Origin of the sequence: Arsenicibacter rosenii, from assembly GCF_001870735.1 — a bacterium.
GTDB classification, from domain to species: Bacteria; Bacteroidota; Bacteroidia; order Cytophagales; family Spirosomataceae; genus Arsenicibacter; species Arsenicibacter rosenii.
In genome coordinates this window covers 1-1,417 of the sequence record NZ_MORL01000140.1, presented here as the reverse complement: position 1 = coordinate 1,417, position 1,417 = coordinate 1, and the positions used below count along the sequence as shown (strand labels likewise).

The following is a 1,417-nucleotide window of genomic DNA, read 5'->3' as shown; positions in this document are numbered from 1 at the left end:
AATCAGTTTACTCGTAAATAGTTTATATGACCAGATAGATATGCCGCCAATTTTTAAAAAATCATCCGGCAACTTGACTGTCCATGTACAAAAAGGGTAGCTCCTTGCATAAAAAGCATAATTCCCGGCTGAAAACGCGTGTGAACGGCTCGCCTGCATTATGCCGGACGCTTATTGGCAAAGGACAGGTGTGAAAAATCGGGCGGGAGACAAGGCCCTGCACCCCGTGTTTCTATAGGGCTCAGAANAGTCGGTTAGCATGGCTACTATTGCAATCGGCAGGTTATGCCTTTGTTGAGTGCATGCTTTGCGCCGAATGCCGGAATATTAAAGAAAGACGCGTTGTAAATTCCTAATAAATAGGCGATTATTGTTTAGTACACATATGTCTGAAAAACTTACTTGCTATCTTATTGACGACGAAGGAGCTGCGCACCACATCATGTCTAAGTATATTGAGCGGGTACCCTACTTACATTTGCTGGGCAAAAATACAGATCCTTTCGATGGTCTGGACAAAGTGCAGGAATATCGTCCTGACATTCTGTTCCTGGATGTCGAAATGCCTTACATGACGGGCGTTGAGTTTCTTCGGTCGCTGCCACAACCACATCCGGAAGTAATTATGGTAACGGCATCCCCTCAATTTGCGGCCGAAACCTATAGCTTCGAGTCAGTAGCGCACTACCTGCTTAAACCCGTTGGATTTGATAAGTTTCTGGAAGCGATCAATCGTGTTACAAAACGACTGGGTTTTTCGGTAGATCCAACAGCTTCTATACCTACACGCCCTCTTGCTAAGAGATCGCTTCAGGAAAAGATTGATCCTCGCGAGAATGTGCCTTATTTTCTGATCAAGACTGACAAAAAACTGGTACGCGTTGCACCGGCAGATATTCTTTTTGCTGAGGGCATGAAAGATTATATCCGGCTGCAACTTGCTGATCAGCTGCTTATTGCCCACATGACCATGACCAAAATGGAAGAAATGTTGCCGCCTTCACAGTTTCTGCGGGTACATCGGTCGTTTATTGTGCGAATGGAAGCGATCAAAGAGATTGATGGTAACATGATCACAACTCTTGACGGACAAAAACGCGTACAGATTGGCGTTACCTACCGTGAAACTGTCCTCGAAAAATTAAAACGTAATATGGTATAAGTCACTTTAGCAGGCCGTATGAATGAGCCTGTCAGGAGACTTGTTGACGGACGACAGTAATGACCAGTTCCTGAAGATTTAAGTTAATCAGGTCCATTAAGCTGATGCCGTACAGGGCCGAAACCTGTTGCAATACGCTCAAGGTAAGTTCAGTCCGGCCGGTTTCCTTTTTACTGTAAGCGGCCTGACTAACACCCAGATGAAAGGCAACATATTCCTGCGGATATCCATGAATTTCGCGGAGTTTGCGGAGCT

At 45.2% G+C, this 1,417-nt stretch carries 2 protein-coding genes; one reads left to right on the top strand and one right to left on the bottom strand.

Features of this window, described 5'->3' with window-relative positions; genetic code table 11:
* The first annotated feature begins 385 nt into the window (after window positions 1-385).
* Complete coding sequence (locus tag BLX24_RS30390) at window positions 386-1,162, top strand: LytR/AlgR family response regulator transcription factor (RefSeq protein WP_071506911.1); 777 nt, start codon at window positions 386-388, stop codon at window positions 1,160-1,162.
* 31 nt (window positions 1,163-1,193) lie between these two features.
* Here BLX24_RS30390 and BLX24_RS30385 read toward each other — a convergent pair.
* Window positions 1,194-1,417, bottom strand: a 224-nt coding sequence (locus BLX24_RS30385) for a helix-turn-helix domain-containing protein (protein ID WP_071506910.1), incomplete at its 5' end; no start/stop codon positions are given.